The sequence below is a fragment of the Acidovorax cavernicola genome (genome assembly GCF_003581445.1).
In genome coordinates this window covers 20,184-39,739 of record NZ_QXMN01000027.1, presented here as the reverse complement: position 1 = coordinate 39,739, position 19,556 = coordinate 20,184, and the positions used below count along the sequence as shown (strand labels likewise).

At 67.6% G+C, this 19,556-nt stretch carries 19 protein-coding genes; 14 read left to right on the top strand and 5 right to left on the bottom strand.

What is annotated here, in order from left to right:
• The first annotated feature begins 120 nt into the window (after positions 1–120).
• From cysW to D3H34_RS20160, 6 genes are all read left to right on the top strand, one after another.
• Positions 121–1,023, top strand: a complete 903-nt coding sequence (gene cysW / locus D3H34_RS20185) for a sulfate ABC transporter permease subunit CysW (RefSeq protein WP_119556030.1) — start codon at positions 121–123, stop codon at positions 1,021–1,023.
• A gap of 20 nt (positions 1,024–1,043) precedes the next feature.
• A complete protein-coding gene (locus D3H34_RS20180) occupies positions 1,044–2,141 on the top strand; it encodes a sulfate/molybdate ABC transporter ATP-binding protein (protein WP_119556029.1) in 1,098 nt (365 codons plus the stop codon).
• Positions 2,138–2,641 (top strand): disulfide bond formation protein B, encoded by a 504-nt coding sequence (locus tag D3H34_RS20175; RefSeq protein WP_119556028.1) that lies wholly within the window; start codon positions 2,138–2,140, stop codon positions 2,639–2,641. Before D3H34_RS20180 ends, D3H34_RS20175 begins: the two co-directional genes overlap by 4 nt.
• A 197-nt stretch (positions 2,642–2,838) precedes the next feature.
• Entirely contained in the window at positions 2,839–4,017 is a 1,179-nt protein-coding gene (gene macA / locus D3H34_RS20170) for a macrolide transporter subunit MacA (protein WP_119556027.1), read from the top strand.
• The gene (gene macB, locus D3H34_RS20165; RefSeq protein WP_119556026.1) at positions 4,014–5,996 is read left to right on the top strand and encodes a macrolide ABC transporter ATP-binding protein/permease MacB; all 1,983 of its coding nucleotides are present in this window, start codon (positions 4,014–4,016) and stop codon (positions 5,994–5,996) included. The genes macA and macB overlap by 4 nt, the downstream gene beginning before the upstream one ends.
• On the top strand, positions 5,989–7,383 hold the full coding sequence (locus tag D3H34_RS20160; protein ID WP_119556025.1) for an efflux transporter outer membrane subunit: 1,395 nt from the start codon (positions 5,989–5,991) through the stop codon (positions 7,381–7,383). The genes macB and D3H34_RS20160 overlap by 8 nt, the downstream gene beginning before the upstream one ends.
• 248 nt (positions 7,384–7,631) lie before the next feature.
• Here D3H34_RS20160 and D3H34_RS20155 read toward each other — a convergent pair whose 3' ends face one another.
• From D3H34_RS20155 to D3H34_RS20140, 4 genes are read right to left on the bottom strand one after another with little or no spacing between them, the layout of a single operon-like run.
• On the bottom strand, positions 7,632–8,411 hold the full coding sequence (locus D3H34_RS20155) for a glycosyltransferase family 2 protein (protein WP_119556024.1): 780 nt from the start codon (positions 8,409–8,411) through the stop codon (positions 7,632–7,634).
• Complete coding sequence (locus tag D3H34_RS20150; RefSeq protein WP_095948657.1) at positions 8,375–9,172, bottom strand: lysophospholipid acyltransferase family protein; 798 nt, start codon at positions 9,170–9,172, stop codon at positions 8,375–8,377. The genes D3H34_RS20155 and D3H34_RS20150 overlap by 37 nt, the downstream gene beginning before the upstream one ends.
• A 35-nt stretch (positions 9,173–9,207) precedes the next feature.
• Entirely contained in the window at positions 9,208–10,248 is a 1,041-nt protein-coding gene (locus D3H34_RS20145) for a chorismate transformation FkbO/Hyg5 family protein (RefSeq protein WP_119556023.1), read from the bottom strand.
• 2 nt (positions 10,249–10,250) lie between these two features.
• Entirely contained in the window at positions 10,251–11,042 is a 792-nt protein-coding gene (locus D3H34_RS20140; RefSeq protein WP_119556022.1) for a class I SAM-dependent methyltransferase, read from the bottom strand.
• A 117-nt stretch (positions 11,043–11,159) separates the two neighbouring features.
• Between D3H34_RS20140 and D3H34_RS20135 the strand changes: the two genes are divergently transcribed.
• Genes D3H34_RS20135 through rng form a run of 8 tightly spaced genes read left to right on the top strand, consistent with a single transcriptional unit; the run spans position 11,160 to position 18,106 of the window.
• On the top strand, positions 11,160–11,885 hold the full coding sequence (locus tag D3H34_RS20135) for a YebC/PmpR family DNA-binding transcriptional regulator (protein WP_119556021.1): 726 nt from the start codon (positions 11,160–11,162) through the stop codon (positions 11,883–11,885).
• 43 nt (positions 11,886–11,928) lie between these two features.
• Complete coding sequence (gene purD / locus D3H34_RS20130) at positions 11,929–13,227, top strand: phosphoribosylamine--glycine ligase (RefSeq protein WP_119556020.1); 1,299 nt, start codon at positions 11,929–11,931, stop codon at positions 13,225–13,227.
• Positions 13,227–14,147, top strand: a complete 921-nt coding sequence (hemF, locus tag D3H34_RS20125) for an oxygen-dependent coproporphyrinogen oxidase (RefSeq protein WP_119556019.1) — start codon at positions 13,227–13,229, stop codon at positions 14,145–14,147. The genes purD and hemF overlap by 1 nt, the downstream gene beginning before the upstream one ends.
• Positions 14,144–14,776 (top strand): nicotinate (nicotinamide) nucleotide adenylyltransferase, encoded by a 633-nt coding sequence (nadD, locus tag D3H34_RS20120; protein WP_119556018.1) that lies wholly within the window; start codon positions 14,144–14,146, stop codon positions 14,774–14,776. The genes hemF and nadD overlap by 4 nt, the downstream gene beginning before the upstream one ends.
• Complete coding sequence (gene rsfS, locus D3H34_RS20115) at positions 14,776–15,468, top strand: ribosome silencing factor (protein WP_119556017.1); 693 nt, start codon at positions 14,776–14,778, stop codon at positions 15,466–15,468. The genes nadD and rsfS overlap by 1 nt, the downstream gene beginning before the upstream one ends.
• Positions 15,465–15,932: a 23S rRNA (pseudouridine(1915)-N(3))-methyltransferase RlmH gene (gene rlmH / locus D3H34_RS20110; protein ID WP_119556016.1), complete on the top strand. Its 468-nt coding sequence runs from the start codon at positions 15,465–15,467 to the stop codon at positions 15,930–15,932. Before rsfS ends, rlmH begins: the two co-directional genes overlap by 4 nt.
• Before the next feature lie 37 nt (positions 15,933–15,969).
• Positions 15,970–16,572, top strand: coding sequence for a Maf family protein (locus tag D3H34_RS20105; RefSeq protein WP_119556015.1), 603 nt, complete (start codon positions 15,970–15,972; stop codon positions 16,570–16,572).
• A gap of 7 nt (positions 16,573–16,579) precedes the next feature.
• Entirely contained in the window at positions 16,580–18,106 is a 1,527-nt protein-coding gene (gene rng / locus D3H34_RS20100) for a ribonuclease G (protein WP_119556014.1), read from the top strand.
• 33 nt (positions 18,107–18,139) lie between these two features.
• On the opposite strand, the gene D3H34_RS20095 is transcribed toward rng, so the two are convergent.
• A complete protein-coding gene (locus D3H34_RS20095) occupies positions 18,140–19,474 on the bottom strand; it encodes an MFS transporter (RefSeq protein WP_119556013.1) in 1,335 nt (444 codons plus the stop codon).
• Positions 19,475–19,556 lie beyond the last annotated feature (82 nt).

Genomic DNA, 19,556 nt, shown 5'->3' with positions numbered 1-19,556 from the left:
CTCCCCCAGTCTTCGCGCACTTCGTGTCGCTTCGCCAACCCCCTCGCCGGGGGCAACACCAGCAGCCCGGCAAAGCCGGTTCTGCGGTGTTCCTTCGCGCAGCCTCATCGGGAACTTGCCATGAGCGCACCTTCCAAGACCATCCGCCGCGCAAAAGCCGGCACCACCGAGTCGGCCTGGGTCCGCTGGACGCTGATCGGCATCGCCCTCGTGTTCATGTTCCTGTTCCTCGTGCTGCCGCTGGCGGCCGTGGCGGTCGAGGCGCTGCGCAAGGGCGTCAACGCGTACCTCGAGGCGTTGAAGGAACCCGATGCGTGGAGCGCCATCCGCCTCACGCTGATCACCGCGGCCATCGCCGTGCCGATGAACCTCGTGTTCGGCGTGGCGGCGGCCTGGGCCATCGCCAAGTTCGAGTTCCGCGGCAAGGCCTTTCTCACCACGCTGATCGACCTGCCGTTCGCGGTGTCGCCGGTGGTGGCGGGCCTGATCTATGTGCTGGTGTTCGGTGCGCAGGGCTGGTTCGGTCCGTGGCTCGCGGAGCACGACATCAAGATCATCTTCGCCGTGCCCGGCATCGTGCTGGCCACCGTGTTCGTGACCTTCCCCTTCATTGCGCGCGAACTCATTCCGCTGATGCAGGCGCAGGGCACCGACGAAGAGCAGGCCGCCATCGTGCTCGGCGCGACCGGCTGGCAGACCTTCTGGCGCGTGACCCTGCCCAACATCAAGTGGGGCCTGCTGTACGGGGTGATCCTGTGCAACGCGCGCGCCATGGGCGAGTTCGGCGCGGTGTCTGTGGTGTCGGGCCACATCCGCGGCCAGACCAACACCATGCCGCTGCATGTGGAAGTGCTCTACAACGAATACCAGTCGGTGGCCGCGTTTGCCGTGGCCTCGCTGCTGGCGATCCTGGCGCTGGTCACCCTGGTGATCAAGTCGGTCATCGAGTGGCGCCATGAGCGCGAAATGAAAGCCATCGCCGAGCTTCCGCCCGAGCGTCCCCCCGAGCCCTCGGTGGCCTGAGAAGACGAGAGAACAAGACCATGAGCATCGAAATCCGCAACATCAGCAAGCAGTTCGGCGACTTCCGCGCGCTGAACAACGTGAACCTCGACGTCGAGTCGGGCGAACTCGTCGCGCTGCTCGGCCCCTCGGGCTGCGGCAAGACCACGCTGCTGCGCATCATCGCGGGCCTGGAAACGGCCGACACCGGCAGCATCCATTTCTCTGGCGAAGACACCACCGACGTGCACGTGCGCGAGCGGCAGGTGGGCTTCGTGTTCCAGCACTACGCGCTGTTCCGTCACATGACCGTGTTCGAGAACGTGGCCTTCGGCCTGCGCGTGAAGCCGCGCAAGGAGCGCCCGAGCGACGCGCAGATCAAGGCCAAGGTGACCGACCTGCTCAAGCTGGTGCAGCTCGACTGGCTGGCCGATCGCTACCCCTCGCAACTGTCCGGCGGCCAACGCCAGCGCATCGCGCTGGCCCGCGCGCTGGCGGTGGAGCCCAAGGTGCTGCTGCTGGACGAGCCTTTCGGCGCGCTCGACGCCAAGGTGCGCAAGGAACTGCGCCGCTGGCTGCGCCGGCTGCACGACGAGCTGCATGTCACCTCGATCTTCGTCACACACGACCAGGAAGAAGCGCTCGAAGTGGCCGACCGCGTGGTGGTCATCAACAAGGGCCGCATCGAGCAGGTCGGCTCGCCCCAGGACGTGTGGGACAAGCCCGCGAGCCCGTTCGTCTACGGCTTCCTGGGCGACGTGAACCTGTTCCACGGTCGGGCCGACAACGGCGCGGTGCAGCTGGACGGCATTCGCATCGACTCCCCCGAGCACGGCACCGCGCGCGACGCCAAGGCGCTGGCCTACGTGCGCCCGCATGACCTGGATGTGACACGCTACCTGCCCGGCGCCGCCGGCATCGTCGCCACCCTGTCGCGTGCGATCGTCGTCGGACCGATCGCGCGGCTGGAACTTGAGCCCACCGAAACGAATCCAGATAATCCGGGCTCCGGAACCATCATCGAAGCGCAACTCCCTGCGCAACAGTTCCGCGACCTGGGCTTGAAGGAAGGCGACACCGTCGTCGCCAATCCGCGCAAGGCCAGGGTGTTCGTAGAAGAAGATTGGGTGTCTCCTTGATCCATTGGTACTTCGGCGCGCCGCGCCGCGCGCTCGCGCTGATCTGCCTGGCCTGTGTCCTGATGCTGGCCTTCGGGCTGTATCTGCAACATGTGGTCGGGCTCGAACCCTGTCCCATGTGCATCGTGCAGCGCTACGCGCTGATGCTGGTGGCGCTGTTCACCGGCTTGGCAGCGTTGTTCAGGAGCCGTGGCCTGCAGGTCACCGGCGGGGTGCTGGCGCTGGTGTCGGCGCTGGGCGGCGCCTACACGGCGGCGCAGCAGAGCTGGCTGCAGTGGTATCCGCCCGAAGTCGTCTCGTGCGGGCGTGACCTGTACGGAATGATCGAGACCTTCCCGCTCAAGCGCGCGCTGCCGATGATCTTCCGCGGTGGCGGCGACTGTTCCAAGATCGACTGGACATTGTTCGGCCTGACGCTGGCGAACTGGTCGTTCATCGCGTTCACGGTGCTGACACTGTTGCTCATTACCTTGCTTGTGCGTCGGCGCACTGCGCGCTGAGTTCTTTTTCAGTAGGTCTTGCGGCGTGGCCCGCTGTCCCCCAGGGGCAGCGGGCCACGCCGTTTTCATGGGCCGCATCCCGTTCCGGGGCAAAGGCCCGCCGGAAAGGCATGCTTTAGCCGGCCTTCAGCAACCGGGGCTAGGATCAATCTCATCCTTTCCCAGGGCCACTGGCCGTTTCATCCCACTTCCACTGCATGCCCAACAACACTCCTTCGCGGCGATCGCGCAAGCTCCTTGTCGGCCTGGCCTTGCTCGTCGTGCTGGCCATCGTGGCCTTCTTCTGGTTGAGTCCGCCGAAGAAAACCGACTACCTGACCGCCACCGTGCAGCGCAGCGACCTCGAGAACTCGGTGCTGGCCACCGGCGTGCTGCAGGCGTTCCGGCAGGTCGAGGTGGGCGCGCAGGCGTCCGGCCAGCTCAAGTCGCTGAAGGTGGTGCTCGGCCAGACGGTGAAGAAGGGCGACTGGCTCGCCGAGATCGACCCCGTCATCCTGCAGAACACCCTGGCGCAGGAGCAAGCCAAGCTCGAGAACCTGCAGGCGCAGAAGCTCGCGAAGGAAGTCCGCGTGAAGCAGGCCGAGCTCACCTGGGCGCGCCAGCGCGAGATGCTGGCGCAGGACGCCACCGCGCGTCAGGACCTGGAAGGGGCCGACACCGAGCTGCGCGCGCTGCGTGCCGATGCCGTCTCGCTCGACGCGCAGATCCGCCAGCAGAAGCTGGCCCTGGCCTCGGCGCAGGCCAACCTGTCATACACGCGCATCGTCGCGCCCATCGACGGCGACGTGGTGTCGATCAGCACGCTCGAAGGCCAGACCGTGGTGGCTTCGTTCCAGGTGCCCACGCTGATGAAGCTGGCCGACCTGTCGACCATGACCGTGAAAGCCCAGGTCTCCGAGGCCGACGTGGTGCGCGTGAAAGCCGGCCAGCCGGTGTACTTCACCATCCTGGGCGATCCCGACACGCGTTACCACGGCACGCTGCGCGCCGTGCAGCCGGCACCCGAGAAGATCAACAACGCCGTGTTCTTCAACGCGCTGTTCGACGTGCCCAACCCCGACCGCACGCTGCGCGTCGACATGACGGCGCAGGTCGCCATCCTGCTGGGCGAGGCGAAGCAGGCGCTGACCGTGCCGCTCACCGCACTGGGCGCGCGCGACAAGGACGGCCGCCAGGAAGTGCGCGTGCTCAAGCCCGACCACAGCGTGGAGAAGCGGCAGGTGCGCATCGGCATCAGCAACAACTTCCAGGCGCAAGTGCTCGAAGGCCTGAAAGAGGGCGACAACGTCATCACGGGTGATGCCTCGGCGCTGGAAAAGGCAGACGGCAACAACGGCAATGGCAACGACGGCAACACCCGGAGGCCGCGCCAGTGACGCAGCCGCTGCTGACCCTGCGCGGCATCGGCCGCAGCTTTCCCTCGGGCGAGCAGGAGGTCCAGGTGCTGAAGGACGTCAACCTGGACATCGGCCACGGCGAAATGCTGGCCATCGTCGGGGCCTCGGGCTCGGGCAAGTCGACGCTCATGAACATCCTCGGCTGCCTCGACCGGCCGAGCACCGGCACCTACACCGTCTCGGGGCAGGACGTCGGCACGCTCGACAGCGATGCGCTGGCCGCGCTGCGGCGCGAGCACTTCGGCTTCATCTTCCAGCGCTACCACCTCATGCAGCACCTGACGGCCACCGGCAACGTCGAGGTGCCCGCCGTGTACGCCGGTACCGAGGGCGGCGCGCGCGAGGAGCGAGCACGCCAGCTGCTGGCGCGGCTGGGCCTGGGCGACCGCACCGAGCATCGGCCGAGCCAGCTCTCGGGCGGCCAGCAGCAGCGCGTGAGCATCGCGCGCGCGCTGATGAACGGCGGGCAGGTCATCCTGGCCGACGAGCCGACCGGCGCGCTCGACAGCAAGAGCGGTCAGGAGGTCATGGGCATCCTGCGCGAGCTGCATGCGCAGGGGCACACGATCATCATCGTGACGCACGACATGCAGGTCGCACGCTGCACCGAGCGCATCATCGAGATCGCCGACGGCGAAATTGTGGGCGACCGTCCCAATGTGCCGACGGTGGCCGCGCCGCCGCAGGCGGTTGCAGACGACGCTCCGGCGCCGCCCGCCATGACCCGCCCCACGCTCGGCATCGCGCGCTTCAGCACCGGCTGGGCGCGCTTCTCCGAAGCCTTCCGCATGGCCTGGCGCTCGATGATGGCGCATCGCATGCGCACGGCGCTGACCATGCTGGGCATCATCATCGGCATCACGTCGGTGGTGTCGATCGTGGCCATCGGGGAGGGCGCCAAGCGCTTCGTGCTGGCCGACATCAAGGCCATCGGCACCAGCACGCTCGACATCTACCCGGGCCGCGACTTCGGCGACGACAAGGCCGCGAGCATCCGCACGCTGTTGCCGGCCGACCTGCAGGCCATCGCCGCGCAGCCCTACGTGCACAGCGTCACGCCGACCACCATGCGCAGCCTGCGCCTGCGCTACCGCAGCGCCGACATCAACGGCAACGTGAACGGCGTCAGCGACAGCTTCTTCAGCGTGCGCGACGTCCAGATGGCCAGCGGCATGGCCTTCAATGCCAACGACGTGCGGCAGCAGTCGCAGGTGGTGGTGATCGACCAGAACACGCGGCGCAAGCTCTTTCCCGAGGGCACCGACCCGGTCGGCAAGATCATCCTGGTGGGCAGCCTGCCGTGCACGGTGATCGGCGTGGCGCAGGAAAAGAAGAGCATGTTCGGCGAGAACAAGTCGCTCAACATCTGGCTGCCCTACAGCACCGGCGCGAGCCGGCTGTTCGGGCAGCAGCACTTCGACAACATCACCGTGCGCATCCGCGACGACCAGCCGACCAAGGCGGCCGAGGACAGCATCGTGCGGCTGCTCACGCTGCGCCATGGCGGCAAGGACTTCTTCACCTTCAACATGGACAGCATCGTGAAGACGGCCGAGCGCACGAGCCAGTCGCTCACCTTGCTGCTGTCGCTGATCGCAGTGATCTCTCTGGTGGTCGGCGGCATCGGCGTGATGAACATCATGCTGGTGTCGGTGACCGAGCGCACCCGCGAGATCGGCATCCGCATGGCCGTGGGCGCGCGCCAGAGCGATGTGCTGCAGCAATTCCTGACCGAGGCGGTGCTCGTGTGCCTGGTCGGCGGTTTCATCGGCGTGATGCTGTCGTACGGCATCAGCTTTCTGTTTTCGGTGTTCGTGAAGCAATGGCAAATGATCTTTTCGCTGGGGGCTGTCGTGTCTGCCTTCCTGTGCGCGTCGCTCATCGGCGTGCTGTTCGGGTATCTGCCGGCGCGCAACGCTGCGCGGCTCGACCCCATCGAGGCGCTGGCTCGTGAGTAGCGCGCGCCTGACCCTGGGGGCGCTCGCCGTGGCGCTGGCGCTCGGCGGCTGCACACTGTTCCAACCCGAGCGGCGCGAGCAACGGCCGCTTGGCGTGCCGCAGGCATGGCAACAGCAGCAGCCCACGCCGCCATCGTCAAACGCCGCCGCGATACCGCAGACACGCTGGTGGACCGCCTTCAACGACGCGCGGCTCGACGCCCTGATCGACAACGCCCTGCGCACCAACAACGACCTGGCCGTCGCCGGCATCCGCGTGCAGCGGGCGCAATTGCAGGCTGGCCTGGCCCACACGAACCTCACGCCGGGCGTGACGGGGCAGCTCGACACGAACCGTCGCTTCGACCTGAAGCGCGGCGGCGTGGCGGCATCGAGCGCGAGCTCCCAGCTGAGCCTGAGCTACGAAATCGACCTGTGGGGGCGCCTGTCGGCACAGCGCAGCGAGGCCGACTGGGCACTGCAGGCCACCCAGTCCGACCGTGAGGCCACGGCGCTGGCGCTGGTGGGCACGACCGCCGAGCTGTACTGGCGAAGCGGCCACCTGAACCATCGCATCGCACTGAGCGAAGCCGGCATCGCCGACGCAAGTCGCATCCAGGCACTGGTGCGCGCCAAGTACGCGGCGGGCGCCGTGTCCGGGCTCGATGTCGCGCAGGCGGGCCAGAACCTCGCGAGCCAGGAGGCGGCGCACACGCAACTGCTGCAACAGCGCGTCGAGGCGCGCAACGCGCTGGCGATCCTGTTCGACATGCCGCCCGACGCCCTCGACCAGGAGCCGTCGCAGCTGCCGGACACGGCCTTGCCCGTGATCGATGCCGGCCTGCCCGCCAGCCTGCTCGGCCGTCGACCCGACCTGCGCGCAGCAGAACAGCGCCTGCGGGCGTCGCTGGCGAACGTCGATGCGACACGCACGGGCTTCTATCCGGTGCTGAGCCTCACGGGCGCATTGGGCGCGGGGAGCAATGCGTTGGGCGAGGTGTTGAAGAACCCCGTCGCGACTTTGGGTGCGGGGCTGGTGTTGCCGTTCCTGCAATGGAACACCGCACGCCTGACCGTCGCCGTGTCGCAGACGCGGTACGAAGAAGCGGTCGTCGGGTTCCGCCAGTCGCTCTACACCGCGCTATCCGAGGTGGAGAACACGCTGTCGTCACGGACCCAGTTGCAAGATGAAAGCGTCAAGTTGGCCCTGGCGCTTCAACAGGCGCAACGTGCGGAAGCCTTGTCCGAAGTGCGCTACCGCGCCGGCGCCACTGCGTTGCAGCCGGTGCTCGATGCCAAGGACAAGCGCCGCGCCGCGGAAGTTTCGGTGGCACAGAACCGGTTGAACCAGCTCAACGCAACGATGACGCTGTACAAGGCTTTGGGTGGCGGCGCTGCTGCTGAGTAGCGGAAGAAGGGCAGAGGGCCTTCACGTCACAGCAGGCGCCCGGCAGGCGGTGCGGTGTGGACGGCCCCTCTGTGCCGCCGAGGAGCGCAGCGTTTCGCGGATCAGGGCTCGCAGCTGTTTGAGCGCAACGCAGTGGAGCGAGTTCTGCGAGACCCCGCGAAACGCGAGCACCGCAGGGGAGCCGCGAAGCGGCCGGCACAGTGGGGCTGGCCGCGCCGTACCGCCTGTCGGGTGCCCCCAAAAGGGGTTCAGTCCTGAAACGGCGGCGCCCCTCGAATCTTGCGAATCAGCAGCCCAGGCAGCCGCAAGACGAACTCGATCATCAACCGCGTGTGCATCCACGTCAGCAACACGTTGTCGCGTCCATAGCGAAAGTGCGACACCCCGCCTTCTTCAGCTGTCAGGTATTTCACAGGCGCATCGATGTTCACCGGCTTGACCCCGCGCCAGGCCAGTCGCACCACGGCCTCCGTGTCGAAGTCGAAGCGTCGCATCCACGGTTGCCGCGCCATCACGGCAATCAGATCGACCACCGGATACACGCGGAAGCCGTAGAGCGAATCCCCGACCCCCGCGAACAGCGTTTCGAGCTGCGTCCAGCCGTTCGACACCCGACGCCCCCGCACCCGCAGCAGCGGCGCGCTGGCGTCGAACACCGGCCGGCCCAGCACCATCGTCTCGGGCCGTGCCAGCGACGCGTTCATGAAAGAGGGGATCAGGTCCGCCGGATGCTGCCCGTCGGAATCCATCGTGAGCGCATGCGTGAAGCCGGCTTCCTTCGCGGCCCGCAGCCCGTGCAGCACCGCCGAACCCTTGCCCTGGTTCTGCGGCAACACCCACACGCGCAGCCCCGGATCGTCAGTCGCCATCTGCTGCAACCGCTCGCCCGTGCCGTCGTCGCTGCCGTCGATCACCACCCACACCGGGTTCCATTGGGCCCGTGCGGCCGCGACCGTCGAGAACAGACGCTCGCCTGTGTTGTAGCTGGGAATCAGGACAAGGTGGGTGCGCGAGGCGTCTGCTGGCATTCGGGGGACGCGTCGGTGGCGCGCTGCTCCATGTGTTGACGGAAATAGTGTTCCAGCTCGACCTGCAACGCGTCGCTGTCCTGCGTCGGCGCAAAGCGCTTGCCCAGCCGCAGCGTGAAGACGATCGGCAGCGGCGGCACGCGCCACAGCGGCCAGCCCTTGCCGAGGTAGGGCGAGTCGGTGTCGATGAACACCGTCTGGATCGGCGCCTGCGCCAGCTTGGCGATCAGCGTGGTGCCGGGTCGGAAGGGGTTGAGCGGCGGCGTCACCGTGCGCGTGCCCTCGGGAAAGATCACGAGCTGGCCGCCCTGGCGCAGGTCATTGACCGCCAGGCGCACCATGGTTCGGGCCGACTTGTTGCTGATGTAGCGCGCCAGCCGGGCTCCCGCGCCGAGGAAGATGTTGCCCATCAGCTCGGCCTTCATGATGCAGGCGCTGCGTGGCAGCCGCGCCACCAGCAGCAGCGCGTCGAGCATCGTCGGGTGGTTGGCCACGAAGATCACGCCGGGTTCGTTGCGCATCGGGTCCAGGCACGAGGCGTCGATGCGCATCATGCCGGTGACGGACGCGAGCCACCAGAACATCCGGTAGGCGAAGGCGATGGTCATGCGGCCCAGCGCGCGCGCCGGTACGGCCGGCATCACCGGGTACAGCAGCATGGCGACGAAATTCCAGACCAGCGAGATCAAGCCGAGAAACAGCAGCAGCGCATAGAGCATCAGCGCGAGCGGGATCGACGTGAGAAAACGCAGCACGTTCATGGGTGGTGAGGTCGGTCGGACGGACGGGCGACCGCTCACGCGGCCTGCAGCCGTCCGGCGGCGACCGTGTGGGCCTCGATCTCGACCAGCAGATCGCTGCGGCAGATGTCGGCTTCCAGGTACACGGCATGCCGGGCCATCGGCGCGTCGGCACCGAGCGCGGCTGCGATCACTTCGCGCACGGCGTCGGTGTCCGACGGATGCCGCACATACACCACGCAATCGAGCGCGTCGAGCGAGAAGCGCGCGGTGGTCTGCGCATGGGCGGAGGCGATCACGGCTTCGAGGTTGCGCAGGGTCTCGCGGGTTTGCTCCTGCACATCGCCGTGGTGCACGGTTTCGTGCCCGACGATGCTCGCCGTGCCCGAAATGAAGAGCGCGATCTGGCCGTCGCCGATGTCCGCCAGCGCGGCGCGCGAGAAGGTCGGCGAGCGCGGGCCGTAGGTTTCGGGGTAGCGGTAGGCCGACACCTGCCGCGGGTTCTCCACTGGCAGCGGCGCGGTGCGTCCCGCGAGAAAACGGATCGACAGCGCGCCCTGGCGGATGCCCAGCGCACAGGCGGCCGGGGCGCCCTCGAAGGCGGCCCGGCCGGCTTCGAAGAAGGCTTCCTGCCGGCCCAGGTTGAACTGGCGGTAGCGTTCGAGCCCGCCACCGTCGGCGTTGATGCGCGGCAGGTAGTTCCAGATGCGCTGCAGGTGCGGCGTGCCGGCCTGGTCGAGCGTGCGGAACAGGTCTCGGTAGGCGCGCTGCGAAAGCTCGGTCAGGCTCTGGCCTTCCACGGCTTCATCGAGATCGATGGCGCCCAGCAGCCAATGCCCGTCGGTGCGCCAGCGCGCGATGCCGGTGGTGCCCGACTTGATCTGGGAGCCGTCGCCCACGTGCCACACGTCGGCCATGGCACCTTGCGGCGACAGCACGCGCGCGTTGACCGTCGGCATCCAGGCGACACCGTGCGGCGTGCCGTAGCCGAGCGCGGCAAAGGGCGCGTGACTGTGCGTGGCCAGCGCGAGGCTGTCCGGCAGCGAGAGGCGCTCCACGCGCAGGGGGGGGTGAAGGTGGTCGTCCTGGGGGCGCACGTTCAGCGAACCTCGTCGGCGGTGGATTCGGGCTTGCGGCCGGTGTAGGCCGAGAAGACCCCGAGGCTCGCATGGCGGCGAACCTCGCTGAAGCCGGCAGCGCCCAGCGCCTGCATGACGCGTTCGGGCGGAATGCAGGCCTCGATCGTGTCCCAGTAATAGCGCCACAGCTCTGAGGTGTCGCTGCGGCGGCCGACCACGCGGGCGATCAGCGGCACCACGGCGCGCATGTAGCCCTTGAGCAGCGCCGTCGCCATGCGGCCTTCGGGCTTGGTGATCTCGAGCACGACGACGCGGCCGCCGGGGCGCAGCACGCGATGGAATTCGGAGAAAGCGGCGGCCACGTCGCTGATGTGGCGCATAGCGTAGCCCATGCTCACGAAGTCGCAGCTGGCGTCCGGCCGGGGCAGGGCCTCGGCCACGCCCTGGATCAGCTCGACACCAGGCAGGCGGATCTGGCCCATCATCCCAACGCTCGGGTCGACGCCGGTCAGCTTGCCCGTGGGGCCGATGATCTTCAGGGCCTCGCGGGCGACGAGCCCGGTGCCGATGCCCACGTCGAGCACCTGCGCGCCCGCGGCAAGGCCGGCCTGCTGCAGCGCGGCGCGACGATAGGACGGGCCGGTGCCGAAGGCCAGCACGGCTTCGATGCGGTCGTAGTCCGCGGCTGTGCTGTCGAAGATGCGCCGCAGGAAGGCCTGGTGCTCCGCTTCGGTGTTGTAGTACAGCGGCAGCGGTGCGTGCGGCGGCAGGGCGTCGGGATTTCCCGTACCGGCAATGGGCGATGGCGTCATCAAACAATTATCACCAAAAGGTCCGGGCCGAAATCCCGGGCGCCGGGGAGCGTTGTGTGCGCCGGACAGTAAACTCCACACTTGCTTTGAAAACACACGACAGCGAGAGAGATAGCCATGGCCGGACATAGCAAGTGGGCAAATATTCAGCACCGCAAGGGCCGCCAGGACGAGAAACGGGGCAAGCTCTGGACCCGCGCCATTCGCGAAATCACGGTGGCGGCACGTGCCGGCGGCGGTGACCTCAGTGCCAACCCCCGGCTGCGGCTGGCGGTCGAAAAGGCCAAGGCGGTCAACCTGCCCATCGACACCGTCAAGCGCAACATCGACAAGGCCACGGGCAACCTCGAAGGCGTCAATTACGAAGAAATTCGTTACGAAGGGTACGGCATCGGCGGCGCGGCGATCATCGTCGACACCATGACCGACAACCGCGTGCGCACCGTGGCCGAAGTGCGCCACGCCTTCTCCAAGCACGGCGGCAACATGGGCACCGAAGGCTCGGTGGCCTTCCAGTTCAAGCACTGCGGGCAGATCATCTTCGCGCCCGGCATCAGCGAGGACAAGGTCATGGAAGTGGCTCTCGAGGCCGGCGCCGAGGACGTGATCACCGACGACGATGGCGCCATCGAGGTGCTCACCGCCGTCGGCGACTTCGAATCCGTCAAGAACGCCCTCGAAGCCGCGGGCCTGAAGCCCGATGCCGCAGAGATCACCATGCGCGCCGAGAACACCGTGGACGTGACCGGCGAGGACGCCGCCCGGATGCAGAAGCTGCTCGACGTGCTCGAGGACCTGGACGACGTGCAGGACGTCTATCACAACGCCGCACTGTCCGACTGAACGAATGAATGATGGATCCACAGCGACAAACGAAAGCCCGCGAATGAAGGTACTGGTGATTGGAGGAGGGGGCCGCGAGCACGCGCTGGCGTGGCGGCTGGCGCAGGGCAACCGGGTCAGCCGCGTCTACGTGGCACCGGGCAACGGCGGCACTGTGAGCGACGAACGCTACGACTGCATCGACATCACCGAGCCCGCCGCGCTGCGCGAGTGGGCGATGGCCGAGAAGATCGCGCTGACCGTGGTCGGCCCCGAGGCGCCGCTGGCTGCCGGCGTGGTGGACGAGTTCCGTGCGCATGGCCTGCGCATCTTCGGCCCGACGCAGGCTGCGGCGCAGCTCGAAAGCTCCAAGGCGTTCTCGAAGGCCTTCATGAAGCGCCACAAGATTCCGACCGCCGAGTACGAGGCCTTCACCGACGCCGCGGCGGCCCACGCGTACATCGACGCCAAGGGCGCGCCGATCGTCGTCAAGGCCGACGGCCTGGCCGCCGGCAAGGGCGTGGTCGTTGCCATGACCGCGCAGGAAGCCCACGAGGCGGTCGACTTCATGCTGGTCGACAACAAGTTCGGCGTGTCGCACAACGAAGGCGGCGCGCGCGTCGTCATCGAAGAGTTCCTGCAGGGCGAGGAAGCCAGCTTCATCGTGCTGTGCGACGGCAAGAACGTCACCGCGCTGGCCACCAGCCAGGACCACAAGCGCCTGCTCGACGGCGACGAAGGCCCGAACACCGGCGGCATGGGCGCGTATTCACCCGCGCCCGTGGTCACGGCCGAGGTACATGCGCGCGCGATGCGCGAGATCATCCTGCCGACCATCCGCGGCATGGAAAAGGACGGCATTCCGTACACGGGTTTCCTGTACGCCGGCCTGATGATCGATGCTCAGGGCCAGCCCAAGACGCTCGAATTCAACTGCCGCATGGGCGATCCCGAGACGCAGCCGATCATGATGCGCCTCAAGTCCGACTTGTTCGAGGTGTTCTGGCACGCCACCGACGGCACGCTCGACCAGGTCGAGCTGCAGTGGGACCGGCGCGTGGCGCTCGGCGTGGTGATGGCCGCGCACGGCTACCCGCTGTCGCCGCGCAAGGGCGACCGCATCAGCGGCATTCCGGCTGAAGCGCCCGATGCCGTGGTGTTTCACGCGGGCACCACGATTGAAAACGGCGAACTCAAGACCAGCGGCGGCCGCGTGCTCTGCGTGACCGTGCTGGCCGACAGCGTCAAGCAGGCGCAGCAGCGCGCCTACGAAGTCGCTGCGCGCGTGCAGTTCGACGGTGCCCAGTACCGCAAGGACATCGGCTATCGCGCCCTGAACGCGCGCAACACGACCCAATCCTGATGCCTGCCACCCAGCCGAAGGCGGTCGGCGACTATCTGCGCGGACTGCAGCAATCGATCATCTCGGCGGTCGAGGCGGCAGACGGCGGCCAGGCCGTGCGCGATGCGTGGCAGAAGGAGCCGGGCGAGCCGCTGCAGGGCAGCGGTCTAACCTGCATCCTCGAAGGCGGTGCGCTGTTCGAGCGTGCCGGCGTCGGCTTCTCGCAGGTGCGCGGCGCCAAGCTGCCGCCTTCGGCCACACAGAACCGCCCGGAACTCTCGGGCGCGCCGTTCGAAGCCATGGGCGTGTCGCTCGTCTTCCATCCGCGCAACCCCTATGTGCCGATCGTCCACATGAACGTGCGCATGCTTGCGGCGCAGCCTGCGGGCGGCGGCGAGCCTGTGTGCTGGTTCGGCGGTGGCATGGACCTCACGCCGTGCTACGGCTTCGAGGACGACGCGGTGCATTTCCACACCGTGTGCCGTGATGCGCTCGCACCATTCGGCGCCGACAAATACCCGCGCTTCAAGACGTGGTGCGACGAGTATTTCTTCTTGAAGCACCGCAACGAGCAGCGTGGCATCGGCGGCATCTTCTTTGACGATTTTGCCGAGGGCGGCATCGAGAACGGCTTCGCATTGATCCGCTCGGTCGGCGACGCCTTCCTGCAGGCCTACCTGCCGATCGTCGAGCGCCGCCGCGGCATGCCGTACGGCGAGCGCGAGCGCGAGTTCCAGCTGTACCGGCGCGGGCGCTATGTCGAGTTCAACCTCGTGTGGGACCGCGGCACGCACTTCGGCCTGCAGTCGGGCGGGCGTACCGAATCGATCCTGCTGTCGATGCCGCCGCTCGCGAGCTGGGCCTACCGACAACAGCCCGAGCCCGGGACTCCCGAAGCCGCGCTGTACAGCGACTTCATCGTGCGCCGGGACTGGGTGTGAGCCCCTCGGGTCCTGCTTTGCGCATCGGCGTCTTCGGCGGGGCCTTCGACCCGCCGCACAACGCCCACGTCGCCCTGGCCGAAGCTGCGCTGGCGCAGCTCGACCTGACGGAGCTGCATGTGATTCCCACGGGGCAGGCCTGGCACAAGAGCCGCACCCTCACGCCGAAGGAAGACCGCCTCGCAATGGCGCGACTGGCCTTCGGCGAGCTGACAGGGAAGGTCGTCATCGACAGCCGCGAAGTGTTGCGCGACGGCCCGACTTACACGCTCGACACGTTGCACGAACTGCAGCAGGAACAGCCCGGCGCACAGCTCGTGCTGGTGATGGGCGCCGACCAGGCCAGTGCCTTGCCGACCTGGCACGGCTGGCAGGATATACTCGGCATTGCTATCGTTTCTGTAGCGTATCGCGCACTATCGACAGGTGACGTCACCCGTTTTGATCCGAAACAGCTGCCCGGCCTCCCGGCTGGCGCGCGTTTCGAGGCGCTTGAACTGCCTGCCGCCATGGACACCAGCGCCACCGACATCCGGCGGCGCGTGGCGTCGGGTGTGGACATTTCCTCGCTGGTTCCGCCCACGGTTGCACGCTATATTGACCAACACCACCTCTACCGCTCTGCCTGATGACCACTGAAGCCGCCGCCAAAAAAGACATCCAAAAACTCCAGCGAGCCATCATCGATGGTCTCGAAGACGTCAAGGCGCAGGACATCCAGGTATTCGACACGGAGCACCTCTCGCCGCTGTTCGAGCGCGTGATCGTGGCCTCGGGCACCTCCAACCGCCAGACCAAGGCGCTCGCTTCGAGCGTGCGCGACGCCGTGCGTGAAGCCGGCTTTGCCAAGCCGCGCACCGAGGGTGAGGAAAACGGCGAGTGGATCATCGTGGACTGCGGCTCGGCCGTGGCGCACATCATGCAGCCCGCCATCCGCCAGTACTACCACCTCGAGGAAATCTGGGGTGACAAGCCGGTGCGCGCCAAGCTCGGCGCCACCAAGCCTGCGCTGGCCACTGCGTCGTCCGTCAAGGGCGCCGAAGAGAAGAAGCCGGCTGCCGCCAAGGCTCCGAGCCTGCGCCGTTCGAGCGCCGCCAAGACCGCGATCCGCGCGGCCGAGCAGGAAGCCAAGGCCGCCAAGGCGCCGGCGAAGAAGGCAGCCTCGAAGACCACGGCCAAGACCGCCGCCAAGAAGGCCCCTGCGAAGAAGTCCGCCACGGGCACCGCACGCGTGCCGGTGAAGGTGGTCGGCAAGCCGGCCGCCAAGAAGACCGCTGCGAAGAAGGCGCCGGCCAAGAAGGCGCCAGCCCGCCGCGCATGAAGCTGCTGGTGGTCGCCGTCGGGCAGCGCATGCCCGACTGGGCGCAGACCGCCTGGGACGACTACGCCAAGCGCTTCCCGCCCGAGCTCAAGCTCGAGCTGCGCGCCGTCAAGACCGAGCCGCGCGGTTCCAAGACACTCGAGACGCTGTATGCGGCCGAGCGCGAGCGCATCGAGGGCGCCATCGTCCGCGGCATGCGCATCGTCGTGCTCGACGAGCGCGGCACTGCACTCACCACGAAGGCACTGGCCGCACGGCTGCAGACCTGGCAGGGCGAGGGCGACGACGTGGCGCTGGTCATCGGCGGCCCCGACGGGCTCGACCCGGCCTTCAAGGCCGCGGCGCACGAACGCATCCGCCTGTCCGACCTGACCCTGCCGCATGCCATGGCGCGCGTGCTGCTGGTCGAGCAGCTCTACCGGGCGTGGTCGGTCAACGCGGGCCATCCGTACCACCGCGAATGATCACGGGGCCGGCGGTGGGGCCCACGGAGACCTGAACTTGCCTGACTTCATCTACCTCGCGTCGCAAAGCCCGCGCCGCGCCCAATTGCTCGGCCAGCTCGGCGTGCGCCACGAACTGCTGCTGGCCGGCCCCGACGAAGACGCCGAGGCGCTCGAAGCCTTGCTGCCGAACGAGTCGCCGACTGCGTATGTGCAGCGCGTCACCGCCCTCAAGCTCGATGCCGCCGTTGCCCGCCGCAAGCGCCTGGGCCTGGCCGATGCGCCCGTGCTCTGCGCCGACACCACGGTCGCACTTGGCCGCACGATCCTCGGCAAGCCCGAAGATGCGCGCGACGCCGAGCGCATGCTCGCGCACCTGTCTGGCGCTACGCACCGCGTGCTCACCGCCGTCGCGCTGCAGCACGGCCGTCGCCGGCATGCGGCGCTCAGCGTTTCGCGCGTGCGCTTCGCAACGCTCACGAAGAAGCAGATGGCTGCCTACGCCGCCAGCGGCGAGCCGCTCGGCAAGGCCGGCGCGTATGCAATTCAGGGCGCGGCGGCAGCGTTCATCGAGCACATCAGCGGGTCCTATTCGGGCATCATGGGACTTCCCATGTTCGAGACCGCGCAGCTGCTTCGAAGCGCAGGTTTCAATACTTAAGACTTCCATGCAAGACATCCTGATCAACTGGTCTCCGCAGGAGACCCGTGTGGCGCTGGTCGAGCACGGCGCGGTGCAAGAGCTGCACGTCGAGCGCACGCTCGAGCGCGGGCTGGTCGGCAACATCTACCTGGGCAAGGTCTCGCGCGTGCTGCCTGGCATGCAGTCGGCCTTCATCGACATTGGCCTGGAGCGCACCGCCTTCCTGCACGTGGCCGACATCGTTTCGCCGTTCACGCCGGGCTCGCGCCCGAGCGCCGCGTCGCCCGAGCGCGACCACCGCAACGGCGGGCCGATGGTGCCCATCGAGAAGCAGGTGTTCGAAGGCCAGTCGCTGCTGGTGCAGGTCATCAAGGACCCGATCGGCACCAAGGGCGCGCGGCTGTCCACGCAGATCAGCATCGCCGGCCGGCTGCTGGTGTTCCTGCCGCAGGACAACCACATCGGCGTGTCGCAGAAGATTCCGCCCGACCAGCGCGAGTCGCTGCGCAACCGCATGCTGGCGCTCATTGAAGCAGCTGCAGCCGCAGAGAGCGGTGGCGTGGTGCCTGTGAACACGGGCGGCTTCATTCTGCGCACCAACGGCGAGGACGCCGCCGATGCCGAGCTGGCCGAAGACATCGCCTACCTGCGCAAGACCTGGACGCGCATCCGCGAGGCCTCGGGCCGGCTGCCGGCGATGTCGCTGTTGCACCAGGACCTGAGCCTGCTGCAACGCGTGCTGCGCGATATGACCACCGAGAGCACGCAGACGATCCGCATCGACTCGCGCGAGCAGTTCGAGGTGCTGCTGAAGTTCGGTCTCGAATTCATGCCGCAGGCGGCCGGCAAGCTGCAGCACTACAAGGGCGAGCGGCCCATCTTCGACCTGTATTCGGTGGACGAGGAAATCGCGAAGGCGCTGGGCCGGCGTGTCGACCTGAAGTCGGGCGGCTACCTTGTGGTCGACCAGACCGAGGCGCTGACCACGGTCGATGTGAACACCGGCGGCTTCGTGGGAGCGCGCAACTTCGACGACACCATCTTCAAGACCAACCTCGAGGCCGCGCAGGCGATTGCGCGGCAGCTGCGGCTGCGCAACCTGGGCGGGATCATCATCGTCGACTTCATCGACATGGCGCGCGACGACCACCGCGAGCAGGTGCTGGCGGAGTTTCGCAAGCAGCTCGCACGCGACCGCGTGAAGACCACGGCCGGCGGCTTCTCGCAGCTCGGGCTGGTCGAGATGACGCGCAAGCGCACCCGCGAATCGCTGGCCCACATGCTGTGCGAGCCCTGCGTGGCCTGCGGCGGACAGGGCATCGTGAAGACCGCGCGCAGCGTGGCCTACGACGTGATGCGGGAAATCCTGCGCGAGGCGCGGCAGTTCACGCCGCGCGAGTTCCGCATCGTCTCGTCGCCGCAGGTCATCGAGCTCTTCCTCGACGAGGAGAGCCAGCATCTCGCAGGGCTGAGCGACTTCATCGGCAAGCCGATCTCGCTGCAGTCCGAGCCCGCCATCGGGCAGGGGCAGTACGACATCGTGCTGCTCTGACGGTGGGAGCGCGCGGCCCGTTGCAACGACGGGTCAGCGCTTGCGCTGCGATTCCTGGCCCTGCCGCATCCAGACGCTGGCGAGCGCGGCGGCCACCAGCATCCCGGCGATCAGGAGCAGGCCGTTCTTCGTGCTGCCCGTGCTCTGCTCGATCCAGCCCATCACCGACGGGCCGATGAAACCGCCCACGAGGCCGCAGGTGTTCACGAGCGCCAGCCCGCCTGCCAGCGCCACGCCGGCCAGCCGAGACGACGCGAACAGGAAGATCACGGACTGCACGACGAAGAACATCGAGCCCGTGAGGCAGAAGCCGGCCAGCGCAATGGCCGGGCTCGCGAACGCCGCGATCAACAGACCGACCGACATCGAGACCAGTCCGACCAGCAGCAGCAGCCGGCCGCGCTGCGGCGTGACCGCGAGCCGCGGCAGCGCAATGGCGCCGACGGCGGCGGCCACCCAGGGCAGCGAGTTGAGCGCACCGATTTCCAGCGGCGACAGCTTGCCGTAGGTGCCGATGATGCTCGGCAGGAAGAAGATCACCGTGTAGATGCTGATCTGATGGCAGAAGTAGACAAAGATCGCCAGCCAGATCTGCCGGTCGACCAGGCAGGCCCTGAACGACTCGCCGACCTGGCCGTCGGCCACGTCTTCGGCGCGTTCGGCGGCGAGCTGGCGTTCGATGGCCTGTGCCTGCGGGCGCGTGAGCCAGCTGGCGCTGGACGGCCCGTCGGGCAGCTTGCGCCAGACCACGAAGGCCAGCGCCACGGCCGGCAGACCTTCGAGCACGAACATCCATTGCCAGCCATGCCAGCCCCACAGGCCGTCCATCTGCAGCAACGCGCCGCCGACCGGGCCGCTGAGGATGTTGGCGATGCACACGCCGAGCAGGAAGTAGCCCGTGGCGCGTGCGCGGTCCTTGCGGCCGAACCAGTAGTTCAGGTACAGCATCACGCCCGGGAACAGGCCGGCTTCCGCCGCGCCGAGCAGGATGCGCATCACGTAGAACGAGGTCTCTCCCGTGACGAAGGCCATGCCGGCCGACAGCAGGCCCCAGGTGATCATGATGCGGGCGATCCACCAGCGTGCGCCCACACGGTGCATCACCAGGTTGCTGGGCACTTCGAGCAACGCGTAGCTCAGGAAGAACAGGCCGGCGCCCAGCCCGTAGGCGGCGGCCGAAATGCCGATGTCCACGGCCATGTGGTTCTTGGCCAGCGCGATGTTGGTGCGGTCGATGAAGCTGATCACGTAGGCCAGCACCAGCAGCGGCATGAGCTTGCGGAAGATCAGGGCATTGAGCGAGGCCTGCTCGTCGTCTGCCCGACTGGCCCCCAGGCCTGGCGTGGCAGGGATGGATGTGTGTTGCATGGGAAGTCTCTTTCCTGTCCTGTGGTGTTCTGGCGGAAGGGCGTCGGCGCTGGGGCGACGGGCGTGCGGATGCGGCCCGGTC

What these genes read in the sequence shown, in the direction of transcription:
- D3H34_RS20140 (WP_119556022.1), bottom strand. Translation starts at nt 11,042, where the DNA reads ATGACGCCATCGCCCATTGCCGGTACGGGAAATCCCGACGCCCTGCCG.
- rlmH (WP_119556016.1), top strand. Translation starts at nt 15,465, where the DNA reads ATGAAGCTGCTGGTGGTCGCCGTCGGGCAGCGCATGCCCGACTGGGCG.
- purD (WP_119556020.1), top strand. Translation starts at nt 11,929, where the DNA reads ATGAAGGTACTGGTGATTGGAGGAGGGGGCCGCGAGCACGCGCTGGCG.
- cysW (WP_119556030.1), top strand. Translation starts at nt 121, where the DNA reads ATGAGCGCACCTTCCAAGACCATCCGCCGCGCAAAAGCCGGCACCACC.
- D3H34_RS20155 (WP_119556024.1), bottom strand. Translation starts at nt 8,411, where the DNA reads ATGCCAGCAGACGCCTCGCGCACCCACCTTGTCCTGATTCCCAGCTAC.
- rsfS (WP_119556017.1), top strand. Translation starts at nt 14,776, where the DNA reads ATGACCACTGAAGCCGCCGCCAAAAAAGACATCCAAAAACTCCAGCGA.
- D3H34_RS20135 (WP_119556021.1), top strand. Translation starts at nt 11,160, where the DNA reads ATGGCCGGACATAGCAAGTGGGCAAATATTCAGCACCGCAAGGGCCGC.
- D3H34_RS20150 (WP_095948657.1), bottom strand. Translation starts at nt 9,172, where the DNA reads ATGAACGTGCTGCGTTTTCTCACGTCGATCCCGCTCGCGCTGATGCTC.
- macA (WP_119556027.1), top strand. Translation starts at nt 2,839, where the DNA reads ATGCCCAACAACACTCCTTCGCGGCGATCGCGCAAGCTCCTTGTCGGC.
- D3H34_RS20095 (WP_119556013.1), bottom strand. Translation starts at nt 19,474, where the DNA reads ATGCAACACACATCCATCCCTGCCACGCCAGGCCTGGGGGCCAGTCGG.
- hemF (WP_119556019.1), top strand. Translation starts at nt 13,227, where the DNA reads ATGCCTGCCACCCAGCCGAAGGCGGTCGGCGACTATCTGCGCGGACTG.
- D3H34_RS20180 (WP_119556029.1), top strand. Translation starts at nt 1,044, where the DNA reads ATGAGCATCGAAATCCGCAACATCAGCAAGCAGTTCGGCGACTTCCGC.
- rng (WP_119556014.1), top strand. Translation starts at nt 16,580, where the DNA reads ATGCAAGACATCCTGATCAACTGGTCTCCGCAGGAGACCCGTGTGGCG.